This window comes from Brevundimonas sp. BAL450 (genome assembly GCF_015767455.1).
GTDB classification, from domain to species: Bacteria; Pseudomonadota; Alphaproteobacteria; order Caulobacterales; family Caulobacteraceae; genus Brevundimonas; species Brevundimonas abyssalis.
Genome location: NZ_JADWOW010000062.1, coordinates 126,787 through 148,920, shown reverse-complemented (window position 1 = coordinate 148,920; position 22,134 = coordinate 126,787). Strand labels below are relative to the sequence as shown.

General features: G+C 68.3%; 23 protein-coding genes and 1 tRNA gene. 10 read left to right on the top strand and 14 right to left on the bottom strand.

Annotated features, from left to right (window positions below; all coding sequences use genetic code 11):
* Positions 1 to 56 precede the first annotated feature (56 nt).
* From IWC96_RS15385 to IWC96_RS15355, 7 genes are all read right to left on the bottom strand, one after another.
* Positions 57 to 620, bottom strand: a complete 564-nt coding sequence (locus IWC96_RS15385; RefSeq protein WP_021696635.1) for a lipocalin family protein — start codon at positions 618 to 620, stop codon at positions 57 to 59.
* A gap of 57 nt (positions 621 to 677) precedes the next feature.
* Positions 678 to 1,196: a hypothetical protein gene (locus IWC96_RS15380; protein WP_021696636.1), complete on the bottom strand. Its 519-nt coding sequence runs from the start codon at positions 1,194 to 1,196 to the stop codon at positions 678 to 680.
* Between the two features lie 15 nt (positions 1,197 to 1,211).
* A complete protein-coding gene (locus tag IWC96_RS15375; RefSeq protein ID WP_021696637.1) occupies positions 1,212 to 2,615 on the bottom strand; it encodes an MBOAT family protein in 1,404 nt (467 codons plus the stop codon).
* A 3-nt stretch (positions 2,616 to 2,618) separates the two neighbouring features.
* Positions 2,619 to 3,770, bottom strand: coding sequence for a GDSL-type esterase/lipase family protein (locus tag IWC96_RS15370; RefSeq protein ID WP_158332115.1), 1,152 nt, complete (start codon positions 3,768 to 3,770; stop codon positions 2,619 to 2,621).
* A 71-nt stretch (positions 3,771 to 3,841) separates the two neighbouring features.
* A complete protein-coding gene (locus IWC96_RS15365) occupies positions 3,842 to 4,723 on the bottom strand; it encodes a DUF459 domain-containing protein (RefSeq protein ID WP_021696639.1) in 882 nt (293 codons plus the stop codon).
* Between the two features lie 128 nt (positions 4,724 to 4,851).
* The gene (locus IWC96_RS15360; RefSeq protein ID WP_021696640.1) at positions 4,852 to 5,265 is read right to left on the bottom strand and encodes a DUF2177 family protein; all 414 of its coding nucleotides are present in this window, start codon (positions 5,263 to 5,265) and stop codon (positions 4,852 to 4,854) included.
* A gap of 21 nt (positions 5,266 to 5,286) precedes the next feature.
* Positions 5,287 to 6,315 carry a cyclopropane-fatty-acyl-phospholipid synthase family protein gene (locus tag IWC96_RS15355; protein WP_045318815.1) on the bottom strand — a complete coding sequence of 343 codons (1,029 nt, stop codon included), beginning with the start codon at positions 6,313 to 6,315 and terminating at the stop codon, positions 5,287 to 5,289.
* A gap of 124 nt (positions 6,316 to 6,439) precedes the next feature.
* Here IWC96_RS15355 and IWC96_RS15350 point away from each other — a divergent pair, with 124 nt between their 5' ends.
* From IWC96_RS15350 to IWC96_RS15325, 6 genes are all read left to right on the top strand, one after another.
* Positions 6,440 to 7,831 carry an NAD(P)/FAD-dependent oxidoreductase gene (locus tag IWC96_RS15350; protein WP_021696642.1) on the top strand — a complete coding sequence of 464 codons (1,392 nt, stop codon included), beginning with the start codon at positions 6,440 to 6,442 and terminating at the stop codon, positions 7,829 to 7,831.
* Between the two features lie 4 nt (positions 7,832 to 7,835).
* Positions 7,836 to 8,624 carry a DUF1365 domain-containing protein gene (locus IWC96_RS15345; RefSeq protein WP_021696643.1) on the top strand — a complete coding sequence of 263 codons (789 nt, stop codon included), beginning with the start codon at positions 7,836 to 7,838 and terminating at the stop codon, positions 8,622 to 8,624.
* A 105-nt stretch (positions 8,625 to 8,729) separates the two neighbouring features.
* Entirely contained in the window at positions 8,730 to 9,434 is a 705-nt protein-coding gene (locus IWC96_RS15340) for a CoA transferase subunit A (protein WP_021696644.1), read from the top strand.
* Positions 9,431 to 9,874, top strand: coding sequence for a hypothetical protein (locus IWC96_RS15335; protein ID WP_045318796.1), 444 nt, complete (start codon positions 9,431 to 9,433; stop codon positions 9,872 to 9,874). The genes IWC96_RS15340 and IWC96_RS15335 overlap by 4 nt, the downstream gene beginning before the upstream one ends.
* 2 nt (positions 9,875 to 9,876) lie before the next feature.
* Positions 9,877 to 10,536 carry a 3-oxoacid CoA-transferase subunit B gene (locus IWC96_RS15330; protein ID WP_021696646.1) on the top strand — a complete coding sequence of 220 codons (660 nt, stop codon included), beginning with the start codon at positions 9,877 to 9,879 and terminating at the stop codon, positions 10,534 to 10,536.
* A gap of 51 nt (positions 10,537 to 10,587) precedes the next feature.
* On the top strand, positions 10,588 to 11,502 hold the full coding sequence (locus tag IWC96_RS15325) for a hypothetical protein (protein WP_148291429.1): 915 nt from the start codon (positions 10,588 to 10,590) through the stop codon (positions 11,500 to 11,502).
* A gap of 70 nt (positions 11,503 to 11,572) precedes the next feature.
* On the opposite strand, the gene cobS is transcribed toward IWC96_RS15325, so the two are convergent.
* From cobS to IWC96_RS15305, 4 genes are all read right to left on the bottom strand, one after another.
* Positions 11,573 to 12,583, bottom strand: a complete 1,011-nt coding sequence (cobS, locus tag IWC96_RS15320; RefSeq protein ID WP_045318798.1) for a cobaltochelatase subunit CobS — start codon at positions 12,581 to 12,583, stop codon at positions 11,573 to 11,575.
* Between the two features lie 122 nt (positions 12,584 to 12,705).
* Positions 12,706 to 12,966 carry a hypothetical protein gene (locus IWC96_RS15315; protein WP_021696649.1) on the bottom strand — a complete coding sequence of 87 codons (261 nt, stop codon included), beginning with the start codon at positions 12,964 to 12,966 and terminating at the stop codon, positions 12,706 to 12,708.
* A 77-nt stretch (positions 12,967 to 13,043) separates the two neighbouring features.
* The gene (locus IWC96_RS15310; protein WP_045318818.1) at positions 13,044 to 13,472 is read right to left on the bottom strand and encodes an organic hydroperoxide resistance protein; all 429 of its coding nucleotides are present in this window, start codon (positions 13,470 to 13,472) and stop codon (positions 13,044 to 13,046) included.
* A 75-nt stretch (positions 13,473 to 13,547) separates the two neighbouring features.
* Positions 13,548 to 13,943, bottom strand: a complete 396-nt coding sequence (locus IWC96_RS15305; RefSeq protein WP_021696651.1) for a hypothetical protein — start codon at positions 13,941 to 13,943, stop codon at positions 13,548 to 13,550.
* 173 nt (positions 13,944 to 14,116) lie between these two features.
* On the opposite strand from IWC96_RS15305, the gene mutM reads away from it, so the two are divergent.
* Both mutM and alaS read left to right on the top strand, forming a co-directional pair.
* Positions 14,117 to 14,980, top strand: a complete 864-nt coding sequence (mutM, locus tag IWC96_RS15300) for a bifunctional DNA-formamidopyrimidine glycosylase/DNA-(apurinic or apyrimidinic site) lyase (RefSeq protein ID WP_045318819.1) — start codon at positions 14,117 to 14,119, stop codon at positions 14,978 to 14,980.
* A 688-nt stretch (positions 14,981 to 15,668) separates the two neighbouring features.
* Positions 15,669 to 18,317 carry an alanine--tRNA ligase gene (gene alaS / locus IWC96_RS15295; protein ID WP_021696653.1) on the top strand — a complete coding sequence of 883 codons (2,649 nt, stop codon included), beginning with the start codon at positions 15,669 to 15,671 and terminating at the stop codon, positions 18,315 to 18,317.
* On the opposite strand, the gene IWC96_RS15290 is transcribed toward alaS, so the two are convergent.
* On the bottom strand, positions 18,314 to 18,868 hold the full coding sequence (locus IWC96_RS15290; RefSeq protein ID WP_045318799.1) for a DUF2939 domain-containing protein: 555 nt from the start codon (positions 18,866 to 18,868) through the stop codon (positions 18,314 to 18,316). The genes alaS and IWC96_RS15290 overlap by 4 nt on opposite strands.
* Before the next feature lie 164 nt (positions 18,869 to 19,032).
* Between IWC96_RS15290 and IWC96_RS15285 the strand changes: the two genes are divergently transcribed.
* Positions 19,033 to 20,832, top strand: coding sequence for a DUF885 family protein (locus IWC96_RS15285; protein WP_021696655.1), 1,800 nt, complete (start codon positions 19,033 to 19,035; stop codon positions 20,830 to 20,832).
* On the opposite strand, the gene IWC96_RS15280 is transcribed toward IWC96_RS15285, so the two are convergent.
* Positions 20,829 to 21,170: an MmcQ/YjbR family DNA-binding protein gene (locus IWC96_RS15280; RefSeq protein WP_045318800.1), complete on the bottom strand. Its 342-nt coding sequence runs from the start codon at positions 21,168 to 21,170 to the stop codon at positions 20,829 to 20,831. The genes IWC96_RS15285 and IWC96_RS15280 overlap by 4 nt on opposite strands.
* A gap of 2 nt (positions 21,171 to 21,172) precedes the next feature.
* The gene (msrA, locus tag IWC96_RS15275; RefSeq protein ID WP_196839243.1) at positions 21,173 to 21,823 is read right to left on the bottom strand and encodes a peptide-methionine (S)-S-oxide reductase MsrA; all 651 of its coding nucleotides are present in this window, start codon (positions 21,821 to 21,823) and stop codon (positions 21,173 to 21,175) included.
* A 128-nt stretch (positions 21,824 to 21,951) separates the two neighbouring features.
* On the opposite strand from msrA, the gene IWC96_RS15270 reads away from it, so the two are divergent.
* Positions 21,952 to 22,041: transfer RNA gene (locus tag IWC96_RS15270), tRNA-Ser, on the top strand.
* Positions 22,042 to 22,134: the final 93 nt, after the last annotated feature.

Here is a 22,134-nt window from a genome sequence, read left to right as displayed (position 1 = left end):
GGGCCGGGGGTCAAGCACGGAGGACGCTGATCGGCGCGACGCCGTCCGCGCCCCTGTCAGTTTTCGGACGGCTGAATCGTCGGCCGCAGGATCGACAGGTCGTAACCCAGTTCGCGGGCGCGGCTCATGATCTGCTCCCTCACCGGATCCGACGGCTGGGGCGTACGGCTGAGCAGCCAGAGATAGCGGCCCGAGCCTTCGCCCACGATGGACCACGAATAGTCTTCGGCGTGGTCCAGGATCCAGTAGTTCCCGAAGTAGAAGGGACCGAAGAAGGACACCTCGAGCTTGGCCCCGCCACTGCCCTCAACCACCCGGGCCTTGCCTTCAACGGACCTGAATTCGCCATCCAGTCCGCCTTGGAGGCAGGTGTTGACCACGCCGATGAGCCCGTCGTCACGCAGGGTGTAGGTCGCCGTGCTCGCCTCGCAGCCCCGCTGAAAGCCGGCTTCGTAGCGGCCGATCTCGTACCAGCGACCGAGATAGGCGTTCAGGTCCACCGACCTGACCGGTTCGGGCACGGCCGCGTTGCCCACCGGCCCACGCTGAAGGGTCGCGCAGGCGCCCAGGGCCAGGGCTGCAGCGGTGATCGCAATGAAGGAGACGGAGCGCTTGATCATGAGCGCCCAACGGCAGCGGCGGCGTGAGGTTCCCTCCGCGTCATGAACCGCGCCGCTTCACGTGGGCGGCGGCGCGTCCGGCTGGCCCGGGAAGCGTTGATCGCGAGCGGTCTCGTAGGCCTCGCGCACACCCTCACGGGGCTGGTCGGCGCCCAGCTGGCTGATCTGGGCGGTCCAGACGTCGGACAGTTGCTGGACTGTGGCGGTGATCCAGCCCGGCTCCTGCTGGCGAGCCCAGGACTGGATCGAGACACTGTTGAAGACCAGCAGGAACAGGGTGGCGAAGATCACCGTGCGGCTGGTCCAGCGACGGTCGCGAGCGGCCTCGCCCTCTTCGTCCAGCGGCGGTTCGGGCGGGAAGGCGTAGCGGCCCAGGGTTTTCAGGCGGGGCTCGCGGGTAGGCAGGTCGTGCGCGTCGGCGGACTGGATCCAGTCGTTGCGGTCATCCGGCTCCGGGTCGGGCGCGGACGTCGGGACCTCCGGCGCCAGCTCCGCCCCGCGCGGCGGAAAGGGGTCGTGCGCGCCCGCGGGGAAGGGCGCTGGCTCGTCAGGGTCTTTCGGCTCGTTCGGGTCCATCGGTTATGCCAACGTCTAGAACTGGAAATAGATGAAGGGGGCCACGCCCTCGGGACGCATGGCCTCGACCAGCAGGATCATGATCCCCACCAGCACGCCCATGGTGATGGCCGGCGCCTCCTTGACCCGCACGGCCAGGCCTTCCACCGCACGCGGCGGCAGCCAGTGCATGGCGATCCCGCCGATGATCAAGGCCAGCAGGAACGGCGTCAGCACCATGATCGGCGCCATGCGGGTGAGGCCCTCAAGCATCTGCATGGCCAGGTCGAAGCTCTCGGCCCGGAACAGGATCCAGCCCAGGCAGACGATGTGGAAGGTGACGATGACGCCCAGCCAATGCGGCAGACCGGCCTTGCCCTCGCGGAAGTGACGCCACACCCGCTCCACAGCCTGCACTGCGCCGTGCAGGGCGCCCCAGGCGATGAAGGTCCACGCCGCCCCGTGCCACAGCCCGCCCAGCAGCATGGTGATCATGATGTTGATGCAGGAGGAGACGAGCCCCTTACGGCCGCCCCCCAGCGGCACGTACAGATAGTCCCTCAGCCAGCTGGACAGGCTGATGTGCCAGCGCCGCCAGAACTGCTGCATGGACCCGGCGCGGTAGGGCTGGTCGAAATTGCGCGGGAAGGAATAGCCCAGCAGCGCCGCCAGCCCGATGGCCATGTCCGAATAGGCCGAGAAGTCGCAGTAGATCTGCACCGCGTAGCCGTAGGTGGCCGCCGCGATGTCCAGGGCGCCGTAGGCCGACGGATCGAAGAACACCGGGTCCACCAGCCGCACGGCCAGCTCCGAGGCGATCACCGTCTTCTTGAACAGGCCCCAGGCGATCAGCAGCAGACCCAGCGCCGCCATCTCGCGGGTCAGGCGCGGCACCCGGTCGAACTGGGGCAGCAGGTCCGAGGCCCGCACGATGGGCCCGGCCACCAGATGGGGGAAGAAGGACATCAGCAGCATGACGTCCACCAGCGAGCGCGCCGGCGGCGTCTTGCCCCGGTGCACATCCACCACATAGCTGATGCCCTGGAAGGTGAAGAACGAGATGCCGATGGGCAGCACGATCTGCAGCAGGGGCGCGTCGCGCTCCCAGCCGAACTGATTCAGCAGTTCCACCGCCTGCTCGACGAAGAAGCCGTAGTATTTGAAGAAGCCCAGGATGATCAGGTTGAGAGCGACGCCCAGCGCCACCAGCCATTTTCGTCGGCCCGGGCTGTCGCTGGACGCGATCAGGGCCGCCACGCCCCAGTTCAGGACGGCGGAAGCGATCAGCAGGCCGACGAAGCGCCAGTCCCACTGGGCGTAGAAGAACCAGCTGGCCAGCAGCAGGAAGATCTTGCGCCGCCCGTTCTCCCTATCCAGCGACCAGGCGGTGAAATAGACGAACAGGAAGAAGACCCCGAAGGCCAGGGTGGGGAACAGCATCGGCTATTCCTCCGCGCCGGCCGGGACGGCCCTCGCGCGCCAGGCGGCGGTCAGGTCCTCAGCCAGCATCTGCCCAATCCAGTCGCCCCCGGCGGAGTTGAAATGCACATGGTCGCCCCGCATCAGGGGCTCGTATGCCGTGGCCAGCCGGTGCGCTGAACAGTCTCCGCCCATGCGTGCATGCCAGTCCCAGAACGCCACACCCATGTCGGCGGCGACCCGGCGCTGCACATCCCGGACCAGCGGCAGTTCGCGCGGGATGCGCCACAGGCTCTCTTCGTCGCCGCAGGTTCCGCCCCCCTCTGGCCGCTGGGCGTCCGGCGCGCCCAGGATCAGGATGTCGGCCCGGGGCGCCAGCGTCCGCAGCTGGGCGATCTGGCCTCGCAGCAGGGCCTCATAGGCGAACGGGTCGAGGAACGGGTCAAAGCCTTCGTTGGTGCCGAAGGCCAGCACGATCAGGTCCGGCCGCCAAGCGTCCAGCTCGGCGCGCACCACCGCCGGATCGCGCACGGCCAAGTCGTTCAGGGTGGCCCCTATGACGCCGAGCGCCGACACCACCACTCCGGATCCATCGGCGAAGGTCGCCACCGAATGCAGGTCCACCGCCCCTGTCCCGCCGATGACGGTCGCCGATCGCACCGGTTCGCCCAGCCGCACCTCGCGACAGGCGGCGCCGGGGGTCGGGTCGGCGAAGCTGACCGCCGTCTCGCTGAAACCCGCCCGCACGGTCAGGGTCCCGGCGGCCGGGTCGGTCGCACCGCACAGCACCACGCGGCTGAAGGCGGCGGAGCCCTCGGCCTCGATGCGCAGGGACGATCCCTCGCCCCAGATCAGGGCCCGCGATCCGCTCAGTCCCACGCCGGACATGGCCGCCGAACCCGGCCCCGGGGTCACTGCCGTCCAGGCCTGTTCGAACAGCTCCACCTGACGGGGCTGGTACAAGGCATAGGGCTTGCCCGGCGGCAGCACCCCGCGCCCGCCGCGTCCGATGCTGTTCTGCAGGCGCGAGCGCACCGAGGCGGTGATCATGTCGCCCACTGTGTGGCTGTCGCCCAACTGGAGGATGTGCACCGGCCGCTCGCCCTCACCGGCCCCGGCCGCGTCCAGGGCGTCGAAGAAGCGGGTCAGGGTTTCGGGGCGTTCGAGCGCGCTCATCGGATCCTGTGCGGCGGCAGGCGTGGAAGTCGTCATGAGCGCCGCGACCAGCCCGGCCAGCCGCGCCAGTCTCACCCCCCGGCCCCACCCGTCATGCGGTCCAGGCCGGCGTCGGCCCGCAGGCGCTCGGTCACCGGCTCGGTCAGCCGCAGGTAGCCGGCCATGGACATGTGGATGCCGTCATGGGCCCGCATCAGCCGCCGCCGTCCGTCCGTGGCGGTCAGATAGGCGTCATAGGCGCCGCCCTCATTGGAGGTCAGGGCCACAGTGTCGATGTACGGCACGTCCAGCGCCGCCATGCGCTCGGCCACAAGCCCGTTGATCAGGCCCATGCGCCCGTCGAAGGACTCCCGCTTCATGCGCGGCAGCCCGACCCAGTAGACCGCCACGTCGTTCTGGCGCAGCAGGGCCACCAGATCGTCCACGCGGCGGGCGTAGATCTCGCGCCAACCGGGCGTGCCGAACTGATGGATGACTCCGTCGTGCTCGATGGCCTGGGCGTCGTTGGTGCCGAACATGACCACCGCCACATCGATGGGCTGTTCCCGCAACTGGCGGGCGGTCTTGTCCTGAACGTTCACATAGTCATAGCGCGACAGGCCGGTGGAGACCTCGGCCATGCGCACCACCCGCACCCCGTCCACGTCGCGCAGGTCGCGGTAGACGCCGGTCCACAGGCCGTCGGCCATGGAGTCCCCGATCACCCCCACCACCAGCTCGCCCTCGGCCACGCGCCGGCTCAGCGGCGTGATGCGCGGGGCCGCGGCAACCACAGGCTCGGGCCGGGCCACCGTCGCCACCACTTGCGGCGCGGGGGGGCTGGCCGAAGCGTTGGCCGAGCCCAGCATGAGGGTGGGGTTGCGCAGCCAGCCGCGACCGTCCGGCGTCAGGGCCAGGCCCACGATCACCCCCACGATCAATGCCGCCGTCAGTGCGTTGATGCTGGCGCGCAACCCTCTCGCCCCCCGGAAACCAGACTGGTTTACGAACCCCTGTTAACCCAACAAGGGATTGGCAGGCCAGCCCGAACCCGTCTCAGGCGAGGGAAAAGGTTAACGCAGCTTGCGCGGCGCGAGCCGGATCAGCCCCAGCGTCCCTCTGCCCAGCTGGCGGCGAAATAGCCCGCCGTGGCCGCGCTGGCGGTCAGGACCGTGCCCCAGATGATGTCGATGATGGTCATCTGCGTGGACCAGACGCTCAGGGTCGCCTGGTTGGTCAGGTCATAGGTGGCGTAGGCCACCAGTCCCAGCACCGCCCCGGTGATCAGGGCGCGGGTCCACTGGCCGTCCTTCAGCGCCGGCGCGATGGCCAGGAAGACGATCCCGAACAGATAGATCAGATAGAAGGCCACCGCTGCGACCATGTTCGGCTTGTCGGCCAGAATCGGGCCGATGATGGGACGATACAGCCGGTCGGTCATGGTGGTCAGCCACACCGCGTCGATGGCGGCGAAGGCCACGCCCGCCCCCAGATAGGCGGCCACATATTTGATCATCGCGCGTCTCCCATTATTCCATCAAAAGAACGGCTTGAGCCGATAGTGGCTGACGCCCCAGGTGCGTCCGCCGTCGTCGCCGAACAGCCCGGCTGTGGCCATGAAGAAACGCCGCCAGCGCCGCGCCCACAGTTTGGCGTCTTCGCCATAGGTCTGGTGCATCAGCTCCATGATCTCGGCCTTGTGGGCGTCGAAATTCTCCAGCCAGTGGTCGGCCGTCCGCTGATAGTGCTCGCCGGACCAGCGCCACTCCTCCTCCACCTCGAACAGGTCGGGGAACTGGCGGATCAGCCGGTGGCTGGGCATCACCCCGCCGGTGAAGAAATGCTGGGCGATGAAGTCGCTGCTGTCGCCGTGATCGAAGCGGTAGGGCGCGTCCTTGTGCGTGAACACATGGATGAACAGCCGCCCCTCGGGCTTCAGCCAGCCGCGCGTCCGGGTCAGCAATTCGCGCCAGTTGGCCATGTGCTCGAACATCTCCACCGAGACGATGCGGTCGAAGCGCTCATCGGTCTGGAAGTCGTTCATGTCGCGGGTGACGACCGTCAGGTTCCTGAGCCCCATGGCCGTGGCCGCCGCCTCGATGTGGCCGCGCTGGCTGCTGGAGTTGGACACCGCCGTGATCTGCGCGTTCGGGTAGCGTTCGGCCATCCACAGGCTCAGCGAGCCCCAGCCGCAGCCCAGCTCAAGGATCGACTGCCCGTCCTTCAGGTCCGCGTGCCGGCAGGTCTCCGCCAGGGCGAAATCCTCCGCCTCGGCCAGGGTCTCGCCGCCGGTGGGATACAGGCAGCTGGAATATTTCAGGCGCGGTCCCAGGCACAGGCGGAAGAAGCGCGGCGGCAGCTCATAATGTTGCTCGTTCGCCGCGTCGGTGTGCTCGGCCACCGGCCGCGCGGCCATCTGGCAGGCGAAGTCGAACTCGGTGTGGGGCGGATCCTTCGCCAGCCGCTTCCTCGCCTCGGCCACCAGACTGGCCACCGCCGGACGCGCCACGAAGTCGGGAAAGGGGGCGTCCTGAAGACGGCGGATGGCGACATTGGCCAGATTCATGCGGAACGGCTCCTCCAGCGCGGCATTCCAGTCAGATACGGCGCAGGTTTGCATCCGGATGTCATCCGGCGGGCGCGACGGGCCGTACTTGTCCGTGAAACCCGTTCGGACCCGGAGGTTCCCCTTGCCGCCCCATCTCGTCGCCTCCACTCAAGCCGGCTCCGGCGAACGCAAGCGCATCGCGGTGGTGGGATCGGGCGTGGCGGGCCTGTCCGCGGCCTGGCTGCTGGGCAAGGCCCACGAGGTGACCCTGTATGAGGCCGAGGACCGGATCGGCGGCCACTCCAACACCGTGGACGCCCCCTCGCCCCATGGGCCGGTGGCGGTGGACACCGGCTTCATCGTCTACAACGAGGCCAACTATCCCAATCTGACCGCCCTGTTCGCGCACCTGAACGTGCCCAACAAGGCCGCCTACATGTCCTTCGCCGTGTCGCTGGACGGCGGGGCCCTGGAGTATTCCAGCCACGGGGTCGGCGCCCTGTTCGCCCAGAAGCGCAACTACGCCAGCCCGCGCTTCTGGCGCATGATCGGCGACGTGCTGCGCTTCCAGAAGGAGGCGCCCCCCGACCTGGCCGAGCTGGAGGCCTCGGGGGAGACCCTGGACGCCTATCTCGACCGGCGCGGCTACGGCCCCCTGTTTCGCGACGCCCACCTTCTGCCCCAGGCGGCGGCCATCTGGTCCTCGTCCATGAGCCAGATGAGCGAGTATCCGGCCGCGTCCTTCGTGCGGTTCTACATGAACCACAACCTGCTGACCTATGACACGCGGCCCACCTGGCGCACCGTGGACGGCGGCAGCCGCGAATATGTCCAGCGCATCCTGGCCGACTTTTCCGGCACAGTCCGCCACGCGCTGGTGACCGGCGTGGCCCGGGGACGCGATGCGGCGGCGGTGCGGCTGGCGGACGGGTCGCTGGAGCGCTTCGACGCCGTGGTGCTGGCGGTCCACTCGGATCAGGCCCTGGCCCTGCTGGAGGCGCCCACCGCCGATGAGCGCCGGCTGATCGGCGCCGTCCCCTATCAGAAGAACCGCGCCGTCCTGCACCGGGACGCCTCGCTGATGCCCAGGCGCCGCAAGGCGTGGGCTGCGTGGAACCATCTGGGGCACAGCGACCGCTGCGGCGAGGGCGGCGTCACCTACTGGATGAATGATCTCCAGTCCCTGCCCGGCCCGAACCTGTTCGTCAGCCTCAACCCGGCGCGCGAGCCGGAGCCCTCCACCGTTCTCGGTGACTGGGACTATGAGCATCCGGTGTTCAACCGCGCCGCCGTGGCCGCACAGAAGGACCTGTGGTCCCTGCAGGGCGCGCGCAACGTCTGGTTCTGCGGCGCCTGGTTCGGCTCGGGCTTCCATGAGGACGGCCTTCAGGCCGGCCTCGCCGTGGCCGAGCAGCTGGGCGGCGTGCGCCGGCCCTGGACCGTCGAGAACGAGAGCGGGCGCATCCATGTGACGGCTCCCGCCCCGGCGTCTCCCGGCCCGTCCATGAGCCGGCCGGTGGAGCAGGTGGCCTGATCCCATGCTGATGGCCGCCCCGCCCGACGCCAGCGCGCTCTATGTGGGCAAGGTGACCCACGAGCGCATGCACGGCATCCGCCACCGGCTGGCCTACCGGGTCTATATGCTGCTGCTGGATCTGGACCACATCGAGGACCGACGTCCGGGCCTGCTGGGCCGGGGCCGCTTCGGCCTGCTGAGCTGGCGCGCCGCCGACCACGGCGACCGGTCGGGCCACGACCTGCGCGGACAGGTGGAGGCCCATCTGGCCGAGGCGGGCATCGACATCGCGGGCGGACCGATCCGCCTGCTGACCATGCCGCGCATCCTCGGCTATGGCTTCAATCCGCTCAGCGTCTTCTTCTGCCACCATCCGGACGGCGACCTGGCGGCGATACTGTACGAGGTCACCAACACCTTCCATGAGCGTCACAGCTACCTGATCGCCACGCCCCACAGTCGCCCCGACGGTCCGGTGCGTCAGAGCGCCGACAAGGTGTTCTTCGTCTCGCCCCTGATGGACATGGACCTGATCTATGATTTCACCGTGCGTCCCCCGGGCGAGGCGGTGGGCGTCACCATCGCCGTGCGGCGGGGCCAAACCCCCATCCTCACCGCCAGTTTCGCGGGAGCGCGCCGGCCCCTGACCAACGGCGCGCTGCTCCGCGCCTTCGTCACCCATCCGCTTCTGACCTGGAAGGTCATGTGGGGCATTCACTGGGAAGCGGCGGTCAGCATGATCAAGGGCGCGAAATACCGCTCTCGCGGCGCGCCGCCCGCCCGGCCCGTGACCTTGGGTTCGGCGCGCTGACCGGCTAGAGACATGGTCTTGCCCGCGCGGCCGCCTCCGGCTAGGAAGCGCGCAGGCCGCGTTATTCATTAGTCGGTGAAAATCAGGGACGCCAAGGACGCACTCATGGGAAAAATCTATCCTGACGCGAAGGCCGCGCTGGAGGGCCTGACGTTCGACGGCATGACCGTCATGGCGGGCGGCTTCGGCCTGTGCGGCATTCCCGAAAACCTGATCGCCGGCCTGAAGGCGTCGGGCGTGAAGGGCCTGACCGTCATCTCCAACAATGCGGGCGTGGACGGCTTCGGCCTGGGCCAGCTGCTGGAGACACACCAGATCAAGAAGATGATCTCGTCCTATGTGGGCGAGAACAAGGAGTTCGAGCGCCAGTACCTGGCCGGCGAGCTGGAGCTGGAGTTCAATCCCCAGGGCACCCTGGCCGAGCGCATCCGCGCGGGCGGCGCGGGCATCCCGGCCTTCTTCACCGCCACCGGCGTCGGCACCCTGGTGGCCGAGGGCAAGGAAGTGCGCAGCTTCGACGGCCGCGACTATGTGATGGAGACCGGCCTCGTCGCCGACCTCAGCATCGTCAAGGCCTGGAAGGCCGACGAGCGCGGCAATCTGGTGTTCCGCAAGACCGCCCGCAATTTCAACCCGATGATGGCCACCGCCGGGAAAGTCTGCGTGGTCGAGGTGGAGGAGATCGTCTCCACCGGCTCGCTGGACCCCGACCACATCCACACCCCCGGCATCTATGTGGACCGCCTGATCCAGGGGACCTTCGAAAAGCGCATCGAACAGCGCACCGTCCGATCCAGCGAGGCGGCGTGACACCGCCACCCAATGTCTGGCTTCTCACGGCGGCTGCAGGCAGCATCGCCGCAGCTCTGGCGCATATCGGCTGCCTGTTCGGAGGCCCGGACTGGTTCCGCTTTTTCGGGGCGGGCGAAGCCATGGCGCGCGCGGTGGAGCAGGGCCGAGTGCTGCCCTATGTGGTAACCATCGGCATCGCGGTGGTGCTGCTCGCGTGGGCCTGGTACGCCCTCGCCGCCGCCGGACACCTGCCCCGGCCTCCGCTTTTGAGGACAGGGCTGATCGCCATCACCGCCGTCCTGCTGGTGCGAGCCGCTGCGGTCTTTGCACCCGGCGTATGGGGGCCGGATCACAGCCCCACGTTCCAGATCGTTTCTTCCCTGATCGTCCTGGCGCTGGGCCTTTCGTTTCTGCTGGGAACGATCAAGGCCTGGCCCCTTCTGTCCATGAGGACCTGACCATGCCCCGCACCCGCGACCAACTCGCCGAACGCGCCGCCCTCGAGCTGAAGGACGGCTTCTATGTGAACCTGGGCATCGGCATCCCGACCCTGGTGGCCAACCACATCCCCGAGGGGATGGAGGTCACCCTGCAGTCCGAGAACGGCATGCTGGGCATGGGCCCCTTCCCCTACGAAGATCAGGTGGATCCCGACCTGATCAATGCGGGCAAGCAGACCATCACCGAGATCCCCGAGAGCGCCTATTTCAGCTCGGCGGACTCCTTCGCCATGATCCGGGGCGGCCATATCGACCTGTCGATCCTCGGCGCCATGGAGGTGGCCCAGAACGGCGACATCGCCAACTGGATGATCCCCGGCAAGCTGGTGAAGGGCATGGGCGGCGCCATGGATCTGGTGGCCGGCGTCAAGCGCGTGGTGGTGGTCATGGATCACGCCAACAAGCACGGCCAGTCCAAGGTGCTGAAATCCTGCACCCTGCCCCTGACCGGAACCGGGGTGGTCAGCCGCATCATCACCGACCTGGCCGTGTTCGACGTCAAGCCGGACGGATCGGGCCTGGAGCTGATCGAACTGGCCGACGGCGTCACCCTGGATGAGGTGCGCGAGAAGACCGAGGCCGACTTCACGGTTTCCGAAAAGGTTAATTCGCTGGCATAGTGCGGTTCCGCCGGGCGAAAGACCTGGATGTTGAGGACATGGAGGGGGCCAGTGTCAGACGTGCGAACCGAGGAGAAGCCTGCGGAGGCGACAGAGTCGGCCGTCGTGGAAACGGAGGAAACCGCCGCCGTCGCGCTGACCTCCGATGAGACGGCAAACGTCGAACCCCATGACGACGCCGATAGCGCCGAGCCGGCTGTCGAAGAGGCCTCTGAAGAGGTCGCCGCCGCCGCAACCGACATGCCCGCCGATCCGGGACCTCTGGAGGGCCTGCGCGCGGCCGTCATCGCGGGCTGCGAGGGCCTGAACCAGACCTGTCAGGGCGTCGACGCCGACTTCATCCGTGGCCAGCTTCAGGATCTGCGCATGCGGGTGGCGAGCGTGCGCCCGGCCGAGCTGACCCCGCGCACCGGCCTGGGCGGGCTGTTCGACAGCCACAAGAAACGTCTGACCCGTTTCCGCCACCACGTCACCGATCTGGCGCCGTCAATCTCCACCGCCGCGGTCAAGCTGCGCGACGCCGCCGCCGGGCTGGGCCGCCGCAACGGCGCCCTCAACGAACAGCATCAGGGCCTGCTGACCGCCATCACCGAGCTGGACGAGGCCCTGATGGCCTTTCCCGAGCGCGCCGACGCGGTGCGCGACGGCGGGCTGAAGCACCTGCCCCTGACCCGCATGATCCAGAACGTGGACGCCCGCCTGGCCGAGACCGCAGGGCAGGTGGCCGAGGCGGCCATGGGCTGGCGCGACGATCTGCTGAAGGCGCTGGGCGCCGACGGCAAGAAGCTGACGCCCCTGCGCCGCGTGAACCCCGATCAGGGCGCGCTCAATCAGGCCTGCGAGGCCCTGCTGTCGGTGATCGACCGGGCCGAGGCCGGCATGACCGCCGCCAAGGCGCGTCGGGACGAAGTCATGGCCCGTCTGGACCGCACCCTTGCCGCCGCGCGAGGCGACGAGGCCGTCTAGATCGAAATCGGTTCAGTCGGACGCAGTCCGACTGGGCTCAGATTTCGGTCCAGTTTAAATCCGGTCAGGCTTAGCCCACCTTCACCCGTGTCGCCGCCTCGGGCAGGTCCTCGCCGAAGGCGCGTTGATAGAACTCGGCGATGGTCGGGCGTTCCAGCTCGTCGCACTTGTTCAGGAAGGTCAGGCGGAACGACAGGGCCACGTCGCCGCCGAAGATGATGGCGTTCTGGGCCCAGGTGATGACGGTGCGGGGGCTCATGACGGTGGAGATGTCCCCGTTCATGAAAGCGTTGCGGGTCATGTCGGCCACGCGGACCATGGCGGCGATCTTGCGGCGGCCTTCCGCATCGCGCCACTCCGGCACCTTGGCGGCCACGATCTCGGCCTCCACGTCGTGGTCCAGATAGTTCAGGGTCGTGACGATGTTCCAGCGGTCCAGCTGGGCCTGATTGATCTGCTGTGCGCCGTGGTACAGACCCGTCGTGTCGCCGAGACCCACGGTGTTGGACGTGGCGAACAGGCGGAACCAGCGATTGGGGCGGATGACCCGGTTCTGGTCCAGCAGGGTCAGCCTCCCCTGCGCCTCCAGCACCCTCTGGATCACGAACATCACGTCCGGGCGTCCCGCGTCATATTCGTCGAACACCAGGGCCACCGGCCGCTGGATGGCCCAGGGCAGGATGCCCTCGCGGAACTCGGTGATCTGTTTGCCGTCCTTCAGGACGATGGCGTCCTTGCCGATCAGGTCGATGCGGCTGACGTGGGCGTCCAGATTGACCCGCACCATGGGCCAGTTCAGCCGCGCGGCCACCTGCTCGATGTGGGTGGACTTGCCGGTGCCGTGATAGCCTTGGACCATCACCCGGCGGTCAAAGGCGAAGCCCGCGCAGATGGCCAGGGTGGTCTGGGGGTCGAACTGATAGGCCTCGTCCAGGTCGGGCACATGGCTGTCCTTCGTATCAAAACACGGGACCGTCATGTCGGAATCGACGCCGAACGCCTCCCTGACCGTCACCTTGCGGTGCGGCTCCAGCGTCAGCATGGGGTCGGGCGATGCGTCGAGGGGAGAAGAAGGGGCCATAAGGTCCATCTAGAAACTCCGCGCCGCCGGGTCCAGCGGCGCGACCGCCACAAACGAAGAAAGCCCCCCGCCGAGGCGAGGGGCTCCCTTCTGAAATCCGAATAACCGGAAGGCTGGATGCCTTAGTTGTTCTCGCGGATCTGGTCGGCCTGGGCGTCGGCCTGATCCTGAACAGCGTCGGCTTCTTCGTTCAGGGCGTCGCCCTGCTGGTCCATGTTCTGGTCGTAGGCGGCGTCGGCCTGCTCTTCCAGCTGGGCCGCGGTCACGTCCGCTTCCTGCTCGACCAGTTCAGCCTGCTCTTCAGCGACCGGGTCGGCGGGTTCACAGGCGGCCAGGGCGAAGGCGGCGAAAACGCCGGTCGTCAGAATGGCGATCTTCTTCATGGGAAGTGTCTCCGTTGGTGTGGAGCCTGAAGAACACGCCCGCGCCGAAAAGGTTCACGGGTTCGTGAGAAAAGGCCTCAATCGTGCCCGATTCGAACCTCGACGTTGCCGCGCGTGGCGTTGGAATAGGGACAGACCTGATGGGTCTTCTCCAGGATGTCGTCGGCCACGTCGACGTCCAGCCCGTGGCCGGTCACCTTGATCTCGATGTCCAGATTGAAACCCTCGCCCTTGTCGTTCTTGCCGAAGCCGACGGTGACCTCAACCGCCGTGTCGGCGGCCACGGGGTGCTTCTCGCGACCGGAAACCAGCCGCAGGGCGCTGAGGAAACAGGCCGCATAGCCGGTGGCGAACAACTGCTCGGGATTGGTCCCCTCGCCGCCCTTGCCGCCCATCTCGGTGGGGGTGGACAGGTTCACGTCGATCTTGCCGTCGTCGGTGCGCGAGCGCCCGTCCTCGCGTCCGCCGCCGGTGGCGGTGGCGTGGGCTTTGTACAGAACGTCCATGGCGAGCTCCATTGTGTGAGGGAGCTCCTTAGCTAGGCGCCCCGGCCGACAATCCAAGCGCCGCGGGGAAAACCGTCATTCCGTGCATATGGCCTCGTAGAGATTCCGGGCCTCGGGAGTCTGGTGACCGAGGTATTGCAGTTCCGCCGCCGGCGCAGCCAGGCCGGCCCCGAGTTCGGTTTCGCCGGGCAAGACCCTCAGGTTCTCGCGCCGCCGCATCGCAGCGGGCCTACAGAGCACCTCATAGCGGTAGAATTGGACCGGCAATGTCGCGGCGTGTTCCGGACGAGGCAGACGGACCAGCCAGACCGCCACCGTCATGTCGGCCCCTTCAAGGAGAGGGCCGTGGCGGCTGACATAGACCGTGTCTTCGTGAATGGCGGGCCAGGTTTGGGCCTGCTCCAGCGTCGGCGGTGAAAGCTCCGGCTGAGACGTCCATAGCGCCGCGAACAGGACAAGAAGCGTGTGCATGGGCCCCTCCGTTGAGACGGACTATCCGCCGCGACCCGCCGGGCGGGGAGTGATGAAAGCTGACCTGGCGTTCCATGCCTGGTGAGCGAGATCGACAGGCGGCAAGCCATCCAGGCCCCCTCAGGTTTGTCGGATCGACTCGACCTGAAGCCGAAATGGTCTATGGCCGATCCATGCCTGAACTTCCCGAAGTCGAGACGGTGCGGCGCGGTCTGGAGCCGATCCTGACCGGCGCGCGCCTGACCCATGTACGCCAGAACCGGCCGGATCTGCGCTTTCCCTTTCCGCCGGATTTCGTCTCGCGGCTCGAAGGCGCGACGGTGCGGCGGGTGGACCGGCGCGCCAAATATCTGCTGATGCCCTTGTCCACCGACGAGACATGGGTGGCCCACCTGGGCATGACCGGACGCTTCACCCTGGACGGCCGCCAGCTGGGGGAGTTCGAGGAACCCGCGCCCATCGCCGGCAAGCATGAACATGTCAGCCTGTGCGCCGAGGGGCCGGCCGGACGCACCCGCGTGGGTTTCGCCGACGCCCGCCGGTTCGGCTTCATGGGCCTGATCCCCACCGATCAGGTGGAGGCGCACCCCTGGTTCGCGGGGCTGGGGCCGGAGCCGCTGGGCAACGCCTTCTCCGCCGCCCATCTGGGCGAGGCGTTCCGCGGCCGGAAGTCGTCGATAAAGGTCAGCCTGCTGGATCAGCGCATCGTGGCGGGCCTGGGCAACATCTATGTGTGCGAGGCCCTGTTCCGGGCCGGCATCTCGCCCCTGACGGCGGCCGGAAAGGTGTCTCGCCCCCGGCTGGAGCGGCTGACCGGCCAGATCCGCGATGTGCTGAACGACGCCATCACGGCGGGCGGGTCGACCCTGCGCGACTTCGCCAACGCCGACGGCGGTCAGGGCTATTTCCAGCACAGCTTCGACGCCTATGGCCGCGAAGGCGACCCCTGCCGCACGCCCGGCTGCACCGGCGTCATCCGCCGCACGGTCCAGGGCGGCCGCTCGACCTTCTGGTGCCCGACCTGCCAGAAGCGGTGAGACAGGCTTTCAGGTGGGGCTGCTGAAATAACGGGAGCCCGAATTGAGCGAGGGGACGACAGCCCGGTCGAACCGTTGCGATCGTCCCCTCGCCAAGTCCGGGTTGGGACTTGACCTTAGGGTCAGGAACCTGACCGTTTCCCCGGCGGGCGAACCCGAAGAAGAAACGCGGCCTCCTGGCGGCTCCTGGTCTCCGGCGTTCCGTCAGGGTCTCCCCTGTCGTCGTCCATCGATCCCGGCCCGGTTCTCCGTGAACCTCCGCCCGAGGGCGTCTGGTTCGGGAGCCTTGGCCCTGTCCGGTCGATCGAGCCGTCCGAAGACGCCTGAAAGCCTGGATCAGAGAGCCGGACCGACCCGCTTGAAGTTCCCGGTCTCCCGGGATTTCCGCGCCGCCGTGTCCCTCGGCCCGTTGACGTTCCCGCGAAATCGTCTATTGGGCAAGCGCCCGAATTCCTCCTGCTGTGCATGAGGACCCGCCGTCCGGTGCATAAGTCTGTGAAAGACTGTGGACGGCTGCGATTCACAAAACTGAATCAATCGGATGGGTTTTCCACAGTTTGATGACACCCGCCATGAGGCCGGCAAACCGCAGCCGCCGCGTGCTTTCGATCACGCCGGGGTGATGCGTTTGGGCTCAAAGCCCTATATGACGCCTGTTTCCCTCCCCTGAACGCGTTTGCGAACTGACATGGCGACCCTGAACCAGATCCGATCGACCTTCCTCGACTCCTTCGCGGCCTCGGGCCACGAGAAGGTGCCGTCGGCCCCGCTGGTGCCGCAGAACGATCCGACCCTGCTGTTCGTCAACGCCGGCATGGTGCCGTTCAAGAACGTCTTCACCGGCCAGGAGAAGCGCCCCTACAACCGCGCGGTCAGCGCCCAGAAATGCGTGCGCGCCGGCGGCAAGCACAACGATCTGGACAACGTGGGCTACACGGCGCGGCACCACACCTTCTTCGAGATGATGGGGAATTTCTCCTTCGGCGACTACTTCAAGGCCGAGGCCATCGAGTTCGCCTGGAACCTCATCACCAAGGAATTCGGCATCCCCAAGGACCGTCTGATGACCACAGTCTATGTGGACGACGACGAGGCGGTGGAGCTGTGGAAGAAGATCGCCGGCCTGCCGGAAAGCCGCATCGGCCGCATCGCGGGCAGCGACAATTTCTGGTCCATGGGCGACACCGGACCCTGCGGCCCGTGCACCGAAATCTTCTATGACCACGGCGACCACATCTGGGGCGGCCCTCCCGGGTCGCCGGAGGAGGACGGCGACCGCTGGGTCGAGATCTGGAACCTGGTGTTCATGCAGTACGAGCAGGCGGCGGACGGCACCCGCACCAACCTGCCCAAGCCCTCCATCGACACCGGCATGGGGCTGGAGCGCGTGGCGGCGGTGCTGCAGGGCGTGCACTCCAACTATGAGACCGACCTGTTCCGGAATCTGATCGCGGCGTCCGAGGCCGAGACGAAGACCAGGGCCGAGGGCGATCAGGCCCCGAGCCACCGGGTGATCGCCGACCACCTGCGCAGCTCCTGTTTCCTGATCGCGGATGGCGTGACGCCGTCCAATGAAGGGCGCGGATACGTGCTGCGCCGGATCATGCGCCGGGCCATGCGCCACGCGCACCTGCTGGGCGCCGCCGATCCGCTGATGCACCGGCTGGTGCCGACGCTCGTCCAGAACATGGGCGACGCCTATCCGGAACTGGGCCGCGCCCAGGCCACCATCACCGAGACCCTGCGTCAGGAGGAGGAGCGGTTCCGCACCACCCTGGGCCGGGGCATGGCCCTGTTCGAGGACGCCACCGCCAACCTCAAGGAAGGCGACATGCTGGAGGGCGAGACCGCCTTCACCCTTTACGACACCTACGGCTTCCCGCTGGACCTGACCCAGGACGAGGCGCGCCGGCGCGGCCTGTCGGTCAATGTGGCGGCGTTCGAGACGGCCATGGCCGAGCAGCGCGCGCGCAGCCGCGAGCACTGGACCGGATCGGGCCAGACGGCCACGGCCGGCGAATGGCTGGCCATCCGCGACCGCATGGGGCCGACGGTCTTCACCGGCTATGACGGGGTGGAGGAGTCCGGCGAGGTGCTGGCCATCCTCAAGGACGGGCAGGCGGTGGACGCGGCAGGACCGGGCGAGACGGTGCAGGTGCTGTTCGACCGCACCGCCTTCTACGGCGAGAGCGGCGGTCAGGCGGGCGACCACGGGATCATCGAATGGCCCGGCGGCGAGGCCCGCGTCACCGACGTGAAGAAGCAGGCCGGCGACCTTCACGTGCATGACGTGGAGATCGTGTCCGGCGGTCTGGCCATCGGCCAGCGCTGCGCCCTGATGGTGGACGCCGACAAGCGCAGCACCACGCGCGCCAACCACTCGGCCGCGCACCTGCTGCACTCGGCGCTGAAGAATGTGCTGGGCGCCCATGTGGCCCAGAAGGGCCAGCTGGTGGACGCCGAGCGGGCCCGCTTCGACTTCAGCCACGGCGCGCCGCTGACCGAGGCCGAGATCGAGGCCATCGAGGCCGAGGTCAATGCGGTGATCCGCCAGAACGCCCCGGCCGAGATGCGCCTGATGACCCCGGACGCCGCCATCGAGGCCGGCGCCATCGCCCTGTTCGGCGAGAAGTACGGCGACGAGGTGCGGGTTCTGACGCTCGGCCGCTCGCTGGTCAGCGACAATGCGGCCTATTCCATGGAGCTGTGCGGCGGCACCCACGTGGCGCGCACCGGCGACATCGGCCTGTTCAAGATCGTGTCCGAGGGCGGCATCGCCGCGGGCGTGCGCCGCATCGAGGTGCTGACCGGCGAGGCAGCCCGTCAGTATCTGGAAGGCCAGGCGAAGGTGGCGCGCGGCCTGGCCCGCGACTTCAAGATACAGCCCGCCGACGTGCCCGCCCGGGTCGAGGCCATGGCGGCCTCGGTCAAGGCGCTGGAGAAGCAGGTGGCCGAGCTGAAGAAGCAGGTGGCCTTGGGCGGCGGCGGCGGCGCTGATGCCACGCCGGAAGAGATCGGCGGCGTCAAGCTGATCGCCCGGGTGCTGGACGGCGTGGACGGCAAGGGCCTGCGCGGCGTGGCCGAGGATTTCCGCAAGCAGGTGGGCTCGGGCGTCGTGGCCCTGATCGGCGTCACCGACGGCAAGGCCGCGGTGACCGTGGCGACGACCGCCGACATGGCCGGCCGTGTGAACGCGGCCGATCTGGCCCGCGCGGCGGTGCTGGCCATGGGCGGTCAGGGCGCGGGCGGCAAGCCCGACTTCGCCCAGGGCGGCGCCCCGGACGGCGACAAGGCCGACGCCGGACTGGACGCGGTGCGGGCGGCGCTTAAGGGCTAGTCCCTCGGCAGCCGCACCTGGGCCAGTTTCCAGCTGAACACGCCGCGGCGCTCCATGATCAGGTCGATGCGCTCATGGGGGCGGTCGCGGTCTGTGAGGGTGCCGGCGAAGCGGTTCAGGCCGCGATAGCCGTAGCCGATGCGGATGTCCTTCTCGCGGTCCTCAGGGGGCTCCAGCGTCACCGCGTCTTCGTCGCCGATGATGTCGGGCGCCTCGGCGGTCTGGACCATGGCGGCGATAGCCCCGGGCGTCACGAAGGCGTCCACCACGCCGGAGATCAGCGACGGCGCCAGCACCAGCCCCAGGCCGGACAGGGGATCGTCGCGCAGCTCCGGGTCTTCACGCACCCGGCGCACCAGCTGGGCGTTCAGCTGAGCCTTCAGGTCGTCGCGCACGGCGGGGAAGTCCACCAGACGCTCCAGCCGCGCCTCGTCGCCGGTGCGCGCCGCATTGATCAGCGAGCGCACCGCGAAGACCGGCGAAGCGAACCAGGCCACCAGAAACGCGCCGATCAGAATGGCGATCAGCCGCGTCAACACTCGTCGGCTCAAGAGCCGCCCTCCCCTTGCATCCCCCGGTCCGTAATCGAGCGCGCGTCGCCCGCCGGGTCAAGCGGACTCGATCGAACCGCGGTCTGTGGATCAACGGGGCATTGACGCGGCCGTTCCCGCCGGGCCCCATGCACGCCGTTGTTGATTTGAGGGGGCTTCGTTCCATGACCCGATCCATCGCCCTGATGGGCGCCGCCGTTCTGGCCCTGACCGCCGCCGCGCCGTTGTCACAGCCGGTCCAGGCCCAGCCGGTTCCGGCCGAGGCCCAGGCGCAGGATCCAGCCCTCGCGGCGATCCTGGCCGACTACGAAGCCTTCGACCGGTCGCAGGACCCCATCAGCGCGGGCCGCGAGGGCGACGACGAGGCCCTGTCGCAACTGCCGGACACGTCTCGCGAGGCGGAGGTGGCGCGGGCCGAGACCCTGCGCGGGTTCGCAGCAAGGCTGGAGGCCATCGACCCGGCGGCCCTGACCGAGGAGGACCGGCTGAATCACGCCTTCATCTCGTGGATCATCGACATGGCGGTTGAGCGCGTCGCCTTCGACGGGGGACGGCTGGCCTTCGACTCCGAGGGCGGACCCGGTCAGTGGATCGGCTACATGGCCGGCTCGACCCGGATCACCAACCGCGCCGAGGGCGAGGCCTGGCTGGAGCGCATGGCGGGGCTGGGCGCCTTCTATGACGAGGCGCGCACCGACGCACGACGGGGGCTGGAGACTGGCCTGGTCCAGACCCGGTCGGTGGTCGAGAACGCCCTGATGCTGGCCGAGACCGACGCGGCCTTCACGGCCGAAACCGACCCCCTGCTGCGGCCGCTTGCCGATCTGCCCGCCTCGATCCCGGCGGATGTGCAGGAGGGCTGGCGCGCCCGGGCCCGCGACATCATCGCCGGGGAGATCGCACCGCGCCGCCGCGCCTGGGTCGCGTTCCTGCGCGAGGAGTATCTGCCCGCCGCCCCCGAGACCCTGGGTCTGGCGCACCGGCCGGGCGGACGCGACTACTACGCCTTCCTGGCGCGCAGCTACACCACCACCGACATGACGCCGGACGAGATCCACGCCCTGGGCCAGTCCGAGGTCGCGCGCATCCGCACCCGCATGGATGAGGAGATGGCCGCCGCGGGCTGGGAAGGCGACTTCGCCTCGTTCCTGACCTTCCTGCGCACCGACCCGCAGTTCTACGCCACAAGCCGCGAGGACCTGCTTAAAGAGGCTTCCGAGATGTCCAAGCGGGCCGACGGCGGCCTGCCGGCCCTGTTCGGAACCCTGCCCCGCCTGCCCTACGACGTGCGGCCGGTGCCCGAGGAGATCGAGGCCAACTACACCACCGGCCGCTATTTCGCCGGCTCCATGGAGGCCGGCTTGCCCGGCGGCTACATCGTCAACACCGGGCGGCTGGACCAGCGGCCGCTGTACGAACTGCCAGCCCTGACCCTGCACGAGGCGGTGCCGGGCCACCACCTTCAGATCGCCCTGCAGCAGGAAGCCGAGGCCGGGCCCTATTTCCGGCGTGGGGCCAATGTCACCGCCTTCACCGAGGGCTGGGGCCTGTACGCCGAGTATCTGGGCGAGGAAATGGGCTTCTACCGCACGCCCTATGAGCGGTTCGGGCGTCTGTCCTACGAGATGTGGCGGGCCTGCCGTCTGGTGGCGGACACCGGCATCCACTGGCTGGGCTGGGAGATCGAACAGGCGCGGGCCTGTTTCGCCGAGAACTCGGCCCTCGCCACCCACAACATCGAGACCGAGCTGCAGCGCTACATCGGCTGGCCCGGCCAGGCCCTGGCCTACAAGATCGGCGAGATCCGCCTGCGCGACATCCGCGGCCGCGCCGAAGCCGCCCTGGGCGAGGACTTCGACGTCCGCGCCTTCCACGACGCCCTGCTGGTGGACGGCCCCCTGCCGCTGGACCTGCTGGACCAGCGCATGGACGCCTGGATCGCGGAGCAGGCGGCGGAGGACTAGAGCCCCAGGTCCTTCCGCAACTTCTTCGTCAGCTTCGCGGTGATCAGGGCGTGGGCCGTGATCAGATGGTCTTTCAGCTCGTCGTCGGGCCAGTCGGCGGGATCCGCCAGATGCACCCATTTCCCGCGCGCCAGATAGGGCGCGGGGATGGCGCGGCCGGTTTCGGTCAGCACCTCATAGGCGATGTCCGAGGCCTTGAACGACAGGCCGCCCATGCCGCCCATGATGGCGAACATCTTGCCGCCCACCCTGTAGGCGTCGTGGTCGTCGCCGAACGGGTGATCCAGCGTCGCCGCCGGCAGGGCCAGGCAGAACCGCTTCACCCCCGCCCGGTCCACGATCAGGCGTCCACGCCGATGCCGACGGGACAGGCCACACCCGTGCCTCCGATGCCGCAATAGCCCTCGGGATTCTTGGCCAGATAGCCCTGGTGATAGGCCTCGGCGAAATAATAGGTCGGGCGCGGGGCGATCTCGGTGGTGATGGGGCCCATGCCCACCCGCTTCAGCGCCGCCGCGTAGGCGTCGCGCGACGCCTCTGCCGCCGCCTTCTGGGCGTCGTCGGCGTAATAGATGGCCGAGCGGTACTGGGTGCCCGTATCGCCGCCCTGGCGCATGCCCTGGGTGGGGTCGTGGTTTTCCCAGAACGCCTTGAGCAGGTCGTCATAGGTGATCTCTTCGGGGTTGAAGACCACCTCCACCGCCTCGGTGTGGCCGGTGCGGCCGGTGCAGACCTCTTCATAGGTGGGATTGGGGGTGATCCCGCCCGCATAGCCCACAGACGTCACCCAGACGCCCGGCAACTGCCAGAACACCCGCTCCACGCCCCAGAAACAGCCCATGCCGAACACGGCGCTCTGGAAGCCCTCGGGGTGCGGTCCCTTGAGCGGACGGCCCGAGACGAAGTGCACCTCGTCGGTGGTCAGCGGCTGATCGCGCCCGGGCAGGGCGGTGTCGGCGGTGGGCAGGTCGGCGGATTTGGAAAACAGCATGGATCGCCTCTTAAATGGGTCCAGCCGCATATGGGAAGCCCGACGGCGCTTGCCCAGACGCTCCGCCTGTTCTATCAGCCTCGCCTCCGCCGGATCGACCGTCCGGCGGCGCACGCACGGCGTGGAACGGACAGGTGGCGGAGTGGTCGATCGCGCACGCTTGGAAAGCGTGTGTACGTGAAAGCGTACCGAGGGTTCGAATCCCTCTCTGTCCGCCACGGCCGGGTAAGGTGCTGCGGGCGGGTGGCGGTGGGCATGCTTTGCAGCCCGGCCATGATACCCCACGAACGGTTCGACCAGGGCAATCGCGT

What these genes read in the sequence shown, in the direction of transcription:
- IWC96_RS15385 (WP_021696635.1), bottom strand. Translation starts at nt 620, where the DNA reads ATGATCAAGCGCTCCGTCTCCTTCATTGCGATCACCGCTGCAGCCCTG.
- IWC96_RS15380 (WP_021696636.1), bottom strand. Translation starts at nt 1,196, where the DNA reads ATGGACCCGAACGAGCCGAAAGACCCTGACGAGCCAGCGCCCTTCCCC.
- IWC96_RS15375 (WP_021696637.1), bottom strand. Translation starts at nt 2,615, where the DNA reads ATGCTGTTCCCCACCCTGGCCTTCGGGGTCTTCTTCCTGTTCGTCTAT.
- IWC96_RS15370 (WP_158332115.1), bottom strand. Translation starts at nt 3,770, where the DNA reads ATGAGCGCGCTCGAACGCCCCGAAACCCTGACCCGCTTCTTCGACGCC.
- IWC96_RS15360 (WP_021696640.1), bottom strand. Translation starts at nt 5,265, where the DNA reads ATGATCAAATATGTGGCCGCCTATCTGGGGGCGGGCGTGGCCTTCGCC.
- IWC96_RS15355 (WP_045318815.1), bottom strand. Translation starts at nt 6,315, where the DNA reads ATGAATCTGGCCAATGTCGCCATCCGCCGTCTTCAGGACGCCCCCTTT.
- IWC96_RS15345 (WP_021696643.1), top strand. Translation starts at nt 7,836, where the DNA reads ATGCTGATGGCCGCCCCGCCCGACGCCAGCGCGCTCTATGTGGGCAAG.
- IWC96_RS15340 (WP_021696644.1), top strand. Translation starts at nt 8,730, where the DNA reads ATGGGAAAAATCTATCCTGACGCGAAGGCCGCGCTGGAGGGCCTGACG.
- IWC96_RS15330 (WP_021696646.1), top strand. Translation starts at nt 9,877, where the DNA reads ATGCCCCGCACCCGCGACCAACTCGCCGAACGCGCCGCCCTCGAGCTG.
- cobS (WP_045318798.1), bottom strand. Translation starts at nt 12,583, where the DNA reads ATGGCCCCTTCTTCTCCCCTCGACGCATCGCCCGACCCCATGCTGACG.
- IWC96_RS15315 (WP_021696649.1), bottom strand. Translation starts at nt 12,966, where the DNA reads ATGAAGAAGATCGCCATTCTGACGACCGGCGTTTTCGCCGCCTTCGCC.
- IWC96_RS15310 (WP_045318818.1), bottom strand. Translation starts at nt 13,472, where the DNA reads ATGGACGTTCTGTACAAAGCCCACGCCACCGCCACCGGCGGCGGACGC.
- IWC96_RS15305 (WP_021696651.1), bottom strand. Translation starts at nt 13,943, where the DNA reads ATGCACACGCTTCTTGTCCTGTTCGCGGCGCTATGGACGTCTCAGCCG.
- mutM (WP_045318819.1), top strand. Translation starts at nt 14,117, where the DNA reads ATGCCTGAACTTCCCGAAGTCGAGACGGTGCGGCGCGGTCTGGAGCCG.
- alaS (WP_021696653.1), top strand. Translation starts at nt 15,669, where the DNA reads ATGGCGACCCTGAACCAGATCCGATCGACCTTCCTCGACTCCTTCGCG.
- IWC96_RS15285 (WP_021696655.1), top strand. Translation starts at nt 19,033, where the DNA reads ATGACCCGATCCATCGCCCTGATGGGCGCCGCCGTTCTGGCCCTGACC.
- msrA (WP_196839243.1), bottom strand. Translation starts at nt 21,823, where the DNA reads ATGCTGTTTTCCAAATCCGCCGACCTGCCCACCGCCGACACCGCCCTG.